This is a genomic window from uncultured Campylobacter sp. (assembly GCF_938041645.1).
Classification (GTDB): Bacteria; Campylobacterota; Campylobacteria; order Campylobacterales; family Campylobacteraceae; genus Campylobacter_B.
The window spans coordinates 1-10,107 of sequence record NZ_CALIST010000057.1; the positions used below are offsets into that span (position 1 = coordinate 1).

Annotated in this window: 7 protein-coding genes; 6 read left to right on the forward strand and 1 reads right to left on the reverse strand. The window is 48.1% G+C overall.

What is annotated here, in order from left to right; genetic code table 11:
- Positions 1–318: 318 nt before the first annotated feature.
- Positions 319–675, reverse strand: coding sequence for a histidine triad nucleotide-binding protein (locus Q0600_RS08520; RefSeq protein ID WP_297881238.1), 357 nt, complete (start codon positions 673–675; stop codon positions 319–321).
- Positions 676–805: 130 nt separating this feature from the next.
- Between Q0600_RS08520 and pheS the strand changes: the two genes are divergently transcribed.
- The 6 genes from pheS to serA all read left to right on the forward strand — a co-directional run bounded on the left by pheS (position 806) and on the right by serA (position 9,637).
- Entirely contained in the window at positions 806–1,801 is a 996-nt protein-coding gene (gene pheS / locus Q0600_RS08525; RefSeq protein ID WP_298759197.1) for a phenylalanine--tRNA ligase subunit alpha, read from the forward strand.
- The gene (gene pheT / locus Q0600_RS08530) at positions 1,798–4,128 is read left to right on the forward strand and encodes a phenylalanine--tRNA ligase subunit beta (RefSeq protein WP_298759199.1); all 2,331 of its coding nucleotides are present in this window, start codon (positions 1,798–1,800) and stop codon (positions 4,126–4,128) included. Before pheS ends, pheT begins: the two co-directional genes overlap by 4 nt.
- Positions 4,125–5,399 carry a 3-phosphoshikimate 1-carboxyvinyltransferase gene (gene aroA / locus Q0600_RS08535; protein WP_298759202.1) on the forward strand — a complete coding sequence of 425 codons (1,275 nt, stop codon included), beginning with the start codon at positions 4,125–4,127 and terminating at the stop codon, positions 5,397–5,399. The genes pheT and aroA overlap by 4 nt, the downstream gene beginning before the upstream one ends.
- Positions 5,389–6,225, forward strand: a complete 837-nt coding sequence (locus Q0600_RS08540) for a 4-hydroxy-3-methylbut-2-enyl diphosphate reductase (RefSeq protein ID WP_298759205.1) — start codon at positions 5,389–5,391, stop codon at positions 6,223–6,225. Before aroA ends, Q0600_RS08540 begins: the two co-directional genes overlap by 11 nt.
- Positions 6,226–6,337: 112 nt before the next feature.
- Entirely contained in the window at positions 6,338–8,005 is a 1,668-nt protein-coding gene (locus tag Q0600_RS08545; protein ID WP_297902399.1) for a 30S ribosomal protein S1, read from the forward strand.
- Between the two features lie 54 nt (positions 8,006–8,059).
- Positions 8,060–9,637: a phosphoglycerate dehydrogenase gene (serA, locus tag Q0600_RS08550; protein ID WP_298759208.1), complete on the forward strand. Its 1,578-nt coding sequence runs from the start codon at positions 8,060–8,062 to the stop codon at positions 9,635–9,637.
- The last annotated feature ends 470 nt before the right edge of the window (positions 9,638–10,107 follow it).

Consider the following 10,107-nt stretch of genomic DNA (forward strand, 5'->3'; position numbering starts at 1 on the left):
ACTCTTTTTGTAAAGCTCGGTTTCATTTAAAATTTTGCCGCATCGTTAAAATTTCTTGTCGATTTCAAATTTCATAGCCGTAAAAATTCTAAGAGCTAAGGCTTTGTAGCTAAAGAGTGGCATTTGCTAAAAGATATTTATATTTCTTTTTAGCGTCTGATGATAAATTTTAGCTTGTAGTTTTACTATTTTGATTATTTTTAAAACTTCGGTGTTTATAAATGAAGCGGAATTTTAAAAATTTCAAAGAATCTCGCAAATTCCGTAAAATTTTATAATTTCACGGAATTTTAGTTCTTATAGAATTAAGCTCTAGTCTTAAAAATTCTCTTCGGTATTGCGGTCACTGACATGGTCCCACGGCAGCTTCATTCCGCCCAGGATATGAAAGTGCAGATGCATCACCTCCTGACCCCCATTTTCGCCACAGTTGCAAACGAGACGGTATCCGCTCTTATCAAGCCCCATTTTGCGAGTTACTTCTTGGATAAAAGCGCTCATTTTGCTCATCACTTCAGGCGGTGTTACTTGAAAGTTTTCGTAGCATTTTTTAGGGATCGCCAGGATATGGATCGGCGCTTTTGGGTTGATGTCGTGGAAGGCCAAAAATTCATCGTTCTCTAGCACTTTGTTGCACGGGATTTCGCCGTTTACAATCTTTTCGAATACGTTCATTTTAGATCCTTTTATGAGGGTTGAAATTTAGCCGCGATTATAGCCAAAAAATCCAAACACGCAAATTTACCTAGCTTTTATCAAATTTTAACTACAATCGCGCCATTAAATTTAACCACAAGGATAGAATTTGCAAGAGATTAAAGCAAAAATCGACGCTGCATCGAGCTTAAGCGAGCTGGAAGCCGTGCGCTTGGAGCTTTTCGGCAAAAAAGGCATCATAACGGCGCTTTTTTCCGAGCTCAAATCCGCAGCGCCCGAGCAGAAAAAAGAGCTTGCCGTAAGCGCGAATGAAAAGCGCGATTATTTCAGCGAGCTCATCGCTGTAAAAAGGGCGAGCCTGGAGGCGGCGGAGCAAAAAGAGGCAATGAAAAATGAAGCAATCGACGTCACGCTTTTTAACGAAAACGTAAACTGCGGCGCGCTGCATCCGGTGATGGAGACGATGGATAAGATCATAGACTACTTCATCTCGCAAAATTTCAGCGTCGAAAGCGGCCCGCTCATCGAGGACGACTTCCATAATTTTGAAGCGCTAAATTTACCCAAATACCACCCGGCACGCGATATGCAAGATACGTTTTATCTAAATGACGGGCGGCTGCTGCGCACGCACACCAGCGGCGTTCAGATCCGCACGATGGAGAAATTTAAAGCTCCGCCGGTGCGCATGATCGCCCCCGGCGCGGTATTTCGCCGCGATATGGATCTAACCCACACGCCGATGTTTCATCAAGTGGAGGGTCTCGTAGTCGAGCAGGGAGACCGCGTGAGCTTCGCAAATTTAAAATACGTTTTAGAGGAATTTTTGCGCTATATGTTTGGAGACGTAAAGGTGCGCTTCCGCCCGAGCTTCTTTCCGTTTACGGAGCCAAGCACCGAGGTCGATATCAGCTGTATTTTCTGCCACGGTCGCGGATGCCGCGTCTGTAAGCAGACGGGCTGGCTCGAGGTGCTAGGCAGCGGTGTGGTCGATCCTAATGTCTTTAAAGCGGTGGGTTGGAAAAACGTCAGCGGATACGCATTCGGGCTCGGCGTGGAGAGATTTGCGATGCTGCTACATGGTATCCCCGATCTGCGCTCGCTATTTGAAGGCGATATTAGATTATTGGAGCAGTTTAAATGATAATAACGAGAAATTGGTTGCAGGAGTGGATCGACATAAGCGAAATTTCAAGCGAAAGGCTGCTTTCTACGCTAAATTCCATCGGTCTTGAGGTTGACGCTCACGATAAAATTTCATTTCCTAAAGGCGTCGTAGTAGGACTCGTAAAAAGCAAGCGTCGACACGAGAATTCCGATCATCTAAACGTTTGCGAGGTTGATGTCGGTAAGCAGAGCCTGCAGATCGTCTGCGGCGCGAAAAACGTCGAGGCGGGGCAATACGTCGCAGTTAGCCTGATCGGTACCGTGCTGCCGAGCGGACTTGAGATAAAGCCTGCCAAACTTCGCGGCGTGGAGAGCTACGGCATGATCTGCTCGGCAACCGAGCTTGGACTTGCCAAGACGAATGATGGCATTATGGTGCTTGATAGCAGTATCGGCGAGCTCGTGCTCGGCAAGGAGCTGCGCGAGTATGAAATTTTTAACGACGACATTATCGAGATAGAGCTTACCGCTAATCGCGGCGACTGCCTTAGCATCTTAGGCATAGCGCGCGATCTAAGCGCAGCGCTTGATTTGCCGCTAAAGGAAAAGCACGAGTTTGAAGATGCCGACGGAGCGCCTGGTATCGGTAGAATTTTAAGCGTGCGTGCAAGTGATGAGGTAAGCGCTAAATTTGCTTTTCGAGCTTACGAGATCAAAGGCGAGCTGAAGTTAAATTTAAAGCAGACCTTGCGTCTTGCAAGCGTTGGTATTTTGCAAAGCTGCGCGGTGCAAAATTTCATCAACTACGCTACTCACTCTACCGGAGTATTGCTGCGCGCTTATGATTTTGAAAAGATCGCTTCCGCAGATGGCAAGGTAGCGCTTGACATAAAGCCTATGCCAAACGGTGAGTTCGGCGTTTATGCGGGCAAGAGATTGCTTAGCGTAGCAGGGATTTGCCAAGACGCGGAGCTAAAGGCGTGTTGCAGTAGCAAAGTGGTGCTATTAGAGGCAAACTACACCGCGCCACTAATTATCGCCAAAGCAGTAAACGAAAACAAAAGCCTAAAGGGCGATGAGCACGTGTATCGCTCAAGTAGAGGCAGCGAGCCAAAGCTTAGGCTGGGGCTCGATCTGCTATTTAGATTGCTACTTAAAAATAAAGCCGTTAGCCTATATGCAGGCACGCAAAGGGTCTCAAAGGCTTTGGAGCCGCTTATCGTGGGTTTTAGCGAAAAAGAGATAAACTCAATGATCGGCGCGCAAATTCCGCGCGATAAGATCGTAAAAATTTTAAAAAGGCTGGGTTTTGAAATAGGGCTCGAAGCCGATCTAATCACCGCCAAGGTGCCGTCTTTCCGCCACGATATCGTAAATTCTCACGACGTGTGCGAGGAGATCGTGCGTATCGTGGGCATCGATAATATCGCCGCCGCGCCGCTAAGCTTCTATGAGAAAAACCGCCTAAACGATACCTACGTAAGCTTATGTAATGGACGCAAGCTTCGCAGCAAGGCGGCCGCAGTGGGATTTTTCGAGTGCGTGCATTATGTATTTGACGATGGCAAGGCGCTAGAAAACTTAGGCTTTGCGCCGTGCAAGGTTAAAATTTTAAATCCGATCAACGGCGAGCTGGACGCGCTAAGACCGACGCTGATTAATCATCTACTGGAATCTGCTGAGCGAAATTTAAAGAATTCTCGCAGAAGCGTCAAGCTTTTTGAGCTAGGAGAGGTCTTTGACGAAAGCGGCGCGCAGAGCCTAAGGCTGGGCTTTATCGCTAGCGGATTAAAGGCGGAGCCCTCTATCGCTGCCGGCGCAAAACCCGCTGCGGTGGATTTTTTGTATTTTGCAAATTTAATCCAAAGCGTCATCGGTAAATTTAACGTCAGGCTGCCTGGCAAAAATTTGAAATTTTTAAGTGAATTCGAGCAAGCTCAGATTGAGCAAGACGGCGAGATAGTGGGCTTTATCGGGCGCGTGGATTACGCCGTAGAAGCGGGGCGCGATCTGGATAAAAGCTATCTGTGCGAGATCGATTTTTCCAAGCTTAAATTTAAAAATATCGTAGCGGACGCTTATTCGAAGTTCCCTAGCGTATCGCGCGATCTAAGTATTTTGGTGCCGAGCGGAATGCGCTTCGAGCAGATTAAGCAGTGTATAGACGCCCTTAAAATCGAGGCGCTAAAGGAATTTATCCCGAGCGATCTTTACAGCGACGAAAGCCTGGGCGATTCAAAGAGCCTGACGATCAGACTTGTATTTCAAGACCTTCAAAAAACGCTCTGCGACGAGGAAGTGGCGGGCTTTACCGATAAAATTTTAGCCGCTCTTAGCAGCGAGCTGGGACTTGGGCTGCGATGAGAATTTTTGCGCAAGCAGGCCCTTTGCGAGCGGAGATTTCAAACATCGCCGCGGATAAATCGATCTCGCACCGCGCGGCGATCTTTTCGCTGCTAGCGGAGGGGACGAGTAAAATTTCAAACTATCTAGCCGCCGAGGATACGCTAAATACGCTAAAAATAGTGGAGTTTTTGGGCGCTTGCGTGCAGCGCGACGCGAGCGAAATTTTAATCACTCCTCCCGCCGCTATCAAAGAGCCTAACGTTCCGCTTGATTGCGGCAACTCTGGCACTGCGATGCGGCTATTTATGGGCTTTTTGGCGGGACGCGAGGGCTTTTTCGTGCTATGCGGCGATCGGTATCTAAGCGAGCGTCCAATGAGGCGCGTTGCGGATCCGCTTTGTAAGGTGGGCGCTAAAATTTACGGACGAGCAGGCGGCGAAAAGGCGCCGATTGCGGTGCTCGGGCAAAAGCTCGGGTATTTTGAATACGCGAGCAAAATCGCGTCTGCGCAGGTTAAGACCGCTCTGATTTTAGCGGCCTTGCGCGGCAGCGGGTGTAAATTTAGCGAGCCCGAGCTTAGCCGCGATCATAGCGAGCGGATACTAAAAGCGATGGGCGCGCAAATTTCGCAAAATGGTCTTGCGATCGAAGTCGCGCCGCTTAGCTCTCCGCTTAAACCGCTTGAAATTTTTATTCCAAACGACCCCAGCTCGGCGTTTTTCTTCGCCGTAGCCGCAGCGATAATCCCGGGCTCGCGCATCGTGCTAAAAAATATGCTGCTAAACAAAACTCGCATAGAGGCGTATGAAATTTTAAAACGCATGGGCGCCGAGGTAAAATTTCACAAAACAAGCGAAATTTACGAGCAGATCGGCGATATAGAGGTTGCTTACGCGCCGCTTCACGCCGTGGAGGTGAGCGAAAATATCTCCTGGCTGATAGACGAGGCGCCCGCGCTTGCGATCGCCTTTGCCTGCGCACAGGGAAGCAGCGTGCTTAGAAATGCCGCCGAGCTGCGCGTGAAGGAGTGTGACCGCATAAATGTAACCTGCGAAGGACTTCGCGCCTGCGGTATTAAGGCGCGCGAGCTACAGGACGGCTGGCAGATCGAAGGCGGCGAGGCAAACGCGGCGATCATCACGCCGTGCGGAGATCACCGCATCGCGATGAGTTTTGCGATTTTAGGCTTAAGATCGGGGATGATCATCGAGGATAGCGATTGTATCGCGACGTCGTTTCCGAATTTCGCCGCTATTTTAAGACAGATCGGAGCCGGCGTTGAAGATTGAGATGGCGAAAAGCTACGGCTTTTGCTTCGGCGTCAAGCGTGCGATCAAGATCGCAGAAAGCGCCGGCGAGGCCGCTACGATCGGCGAGCTCATACATAACGCCGAAGAGATCAATAGGCTAAAACAAAATTTCGGCGTCAAAACCTTAGAGGGCGTTAGCGAGATCAAGGACGAGCAAAAGCTCATCATCCGCACGCACGGCATCCAAAAGGACGATCTGCAAAACCTAAAAGCGCAAAACAAGCAGCTCATCGACGCTACCTGCCCCTTCGTGACTAAGCCGCAGCAGATCGTAGAAAAGATGAGCGCGGAGGGCTATGATATCGTAATCTTCGGCGATAAAAATCATCCCGAGGTAAAGGGCGTGAAATCCTACGCAAAATCGCGCGTATTCGTGATCATGGATACGAAGGAACTGCAAGACGTCAAGCTCGGCTCACGCGTCGCGCTCGTTTCGCAGACTACGAAAAAGATAGAAAGCTTTACCAAAATCGCGGATTTTTTGATGCAGCGCGCTAGGGAGCTGAGAATTTTTAATACGATTTGCAATGCGACGCTGGAAAATCAAGAGGCCGTAAAAAGCCTGTCACAAAAGGCCGACGTGATGATAATCGTAGGCGGGAAAAATTCCTCCAACACCAAACAGCTTTTTTTAATTTCGCAAAATTTTTGCAAAGACAGCTATCTCATAGAAAACGAAAGCGAGCTTGAGCGCTCGTGGTTTGAAAACAAAAGCCTCTGCGGCATCTCCGCAGGAGCCAGCACGCCCGATTGGATCATCAAAAAAGTAGTGGCACGAATAGAAAATTTAACGCAGAATTTATAAGCCCTCTTATCAAATTTACTCTTAGAAATTTATCAAATCGAAAGCAAATTTTAGCTAGAATCGCGCATTTTAGTTCTTTTCAAAAAAGCACAAATAAATTTAAAGGAAGCATATGGCTGAGGTGAACGAGAAGGTTCAAAACCACGCAGAGGAAGATTTTGCGACATTGTTAGAGGAGTATGACGCCGGGAAGTCTCGCGACGAGGTCGTCACAGGTAAGGTTATCGCCCTTAAGGACGGCGAGGTTTTCATAGACGTAGGCAGGAAGTCGGAGGGTATTTTAGACGCCGCCGAGGTTAGCGACGAGCAAGGAAATCCGCAGGTTAATGTAGGAGATGACATCAAAGTCGCTATTATCGGAAGCAGAGGCGGTCGCCCGGTCGTATCGTATAAAAAGGCTCTAAAAAAGGAAAAAGTAAAGGCGTTCATCGACTCCTATGATGAAAACGCAGAAAATGTCTATGACGTTAAAATTCTATCGTTTAATAAGGGTGGTTTCGTTTGTGCTAATGCAGACGACGTGGAATTTTTTATGCCGCGCTCGCAAAGCGCGCTTAAAAACCCAAACGGCGCTGTCGGTAAAAATTTCAAAGTAAAGATCATCAAGGTCGATAGAGATGAACAAAGTATCGTAGTATCGCGTAAGAAGCTACTTGATGAGGATCGCAAAGCAAGCAAAGAGGCGATCGAGAAAGTAATCGCTACCGAGGGCATCATCGAAGGCGTCGTCAAAAAGATTACCACCTACGGTATGTTCGTAGACGTAGGCGGCGTGGACGGGCTCGTGCACTACAGCGAAATTTCATACAAAGGCCCGGTAAATCCGAGCTCGCTCTACAAAGAGGGTGATAAGGTTCCGGTTAAGGTTATCAAATACGACAATGATAAAAAGCATCTCTCCCTTTCGATCAAAGAGGCGATGCCCGATCCTTGGAACGAGATCAAAGATAGCCTGGAAGTGGGCGATACTATCCGCGTAAAAGTAAGTAATATCGAGCCTTACGGCGCGTTTGTCGATCTTGGCAACGACATCGAGGGCTTTTTGCATATCAGTGAAATTTCGTGGGATAAAAATATCAAAAATCCGAAAGATTTTATCAGCGAGGGCGAGGAGCTTGACGTCGAGGTCGTAGAGATTAACCCTAGCGAGCGCAGATTACGCGTGAGCCTTAAAAATTTACTCACCAAGCCTTTTGACGAGTTCGTTGCTAAGCATAAAGTGGGCGATGTGCTAAAAGGCAGCGTCACTACGATTACAAATTTTGGTGCGTTTGTGAGGATCGACGGCGTAGAGGGACTTTTACATAATGAAGACGCTTCATGGGATCGCGGCGAGAAGTGCAAAAATTTATTCAAAGTAGGCGACGAGATCGAGGTTAAGATCATCAAGATCGACAAAGATACTCAAAAAATTTCTCTAAACCACAAAGAGCTCGGTGATAGCCCGATTAGCGAGTTTGCCAAGAGTCACAATCAAGGCGATGTCGTAAAAGGCAAGATCCGCGATATTAAAGAGTTCGGAATTTTTGTCGAGCTTGGAGGCGGTATAGACGCGCTTATCCGCAAGGAAGATCTTGGCAACGTAAGCGTAGATAGCCTAAAAGTAGGCGACGAGATCGAGGCTGCGATCGCTTTCATCGATGAGAAGAAAAACAGAATCCGCCTAAGCGTGCGCAGACTGGCTCATCAGAAGGAGCGCGAGGCGCTAAACGAGATCAATAGCAACGACGACGAGAAGCAAAGCCTAGGGGATCTAATCAAAGATCAACTAAACAAATAATTCCTCCCGCAAGGCATCCCCGCCTTGCGGACCCACTTCAAAAGGTTAAATTTAATGAAAACTATCATAGTCTGCGACGCAATCCACAAAATCGGTTTTGATCTGATTAAGCAAGAATCGGACGTTAAAGTAATCGACGCTACGAACGTGCCCAAGAGCGAGCTTTATGGAATTTTAGGTGATGCGGATGTTGCGATCACTAGAAGCTCTACGGCGGTGGATGAGAAATTCCTTGGCGCGGGCACCAAGCTAAAAGCGATCGTGCGCGCGGGTGTCGGCGTCGACAACTGCGATATCGACGGCTGTTCCAAGCGCGGCATTATTTTGATGAACGTACCTACGGCAAACACCATCGCCGCGGTCGAAATGACCATGTGCCATCTGCTGAATGCGGCGCGCAAATATGTAAATTCTTGCAACGATCTTAAAATTAATAGAATTTGGAAGCGCGAGAAGTGGTACGGCACCGAGCTTTATAAAAAGAGCCTCGGCATCATCGGCTTTGGAAATATCGGTTCGCGCGTGGGGGTTCGCGCGCTTGCGTTTGGGATGAACGTCATCGCCTACGACCCATATATCGAGCCTGAGAAGGCCACGAAGCTCGGGGTAAAATATACGAAAAATTTTGACGAAATTTTATCTTGCGACTTCATCACGATCCATACGCCGAAAAATCAAGAGACGATAAATATGGTAGGCGAGCCGCAAATAGCAAAGATGAAAGACGGCGTACGCCTAATAAACTGCGCTAGAGGCGGGCTGTATAATGAAAAAGCGCTCGCAAATAATCTACGCAGCGGCAAGATCGCGTATCTCGGCATCGACGTTTTCGACAAAGAGCCTGCGACCGATCACGAGCTTTTGGATATCGAAAATTTAAGTGCGACTCCGCATCTTGGCGCAAATACGCTCGAATCGCAAAGCAATATCGCCAGGGAAGCCGCGGAGCAGGCGATCAGCGCCGCGCGCGGCTTAAACTATCCAAACGCTTTAAATTTGCCGCTTAAGCTCGAGGATCTGCCACGCGGTATCGAGCCGTATATAAATTTGGTCTCGAAAATGGCCTATCTTGCGGCGCAGATCAACAAAGGCCCCATCAAATCGATTCGCATCGAGGGCAGCGGCGAGGTAGTTCAGTATCTAAAATCGATGCTGGTTTTTGCAATCGTAGGTGCGCTACACGATTCTTTGGGCGACTCGCTAAATTACGTCAACGCTAAATTTCTTGCGGATGAAAAGGGTATCGAGACGAGCTTCGGCGAGCTTGCGCGAAGTGTTTATAAAAGCGAGATCGCAGTAAAAATCATGACCGATGAGGCGATCTCAAACGTCGCGGGCACCGTATTCGACGGAAGCGAGGAGCGCATCGTAAATATCGGCGGATTTAAGACCGATTTTAAGCCGAAAGGCAAGATGATAATCTTCAAAAACACCGACGTGCCGGGCGTTATCAAATCCGTAAGCACGATCCTGGCCGACGAAAATATCAATATCGCGGATTTTCGCTTAGGCAGAGGCGAGGAGGGGGACGCTTTGGCGGTCATTTTGGTCGATTCCGAAGTGCAAAAAAGCACGCTTGATAAGCTGGCGGCGCTTCAAACCTGCCTAATGGTGCGCTACGCGGCGCTTTAATCCTTTTCCGCTTATGAGGCGGAATTTTAAATTTCGCCTCTCCCGAATTCTTTAATAATTTAAATTTTCAATCCAGCTTACGATGGCGTTTGATGAGACAATGCAGGAACGCGTGGCGAGGATTTTAGCGGAACTTGACGTACGTGCAGAGCCGGCACTTTGTGATTGATACATGCGACATGCGTTCGGGCAGATACCTTTTAGCGTGAGGCTTTTTTAAGCGCCGTTTGCGCTCTAAATTTAACTCTCGCCGCGGGCTTGCTTTTAAATTTTAAATTTCGTCCTTGCAGAGCCGCTTTAAATTTCATAATCGCGAGCGCCGCCGATTAAATTCTGCCGCTATGCGAGTTCGGTATCCAAAGCTAAGCGTCGCGATACAAAACGCGGTCAAATTTTATTTATAAGACACGGGCGCTTTTATTTGAAATTTCGCGGCAGGCGCTTCATCTCTCTAATTGTATCGCTCGTTT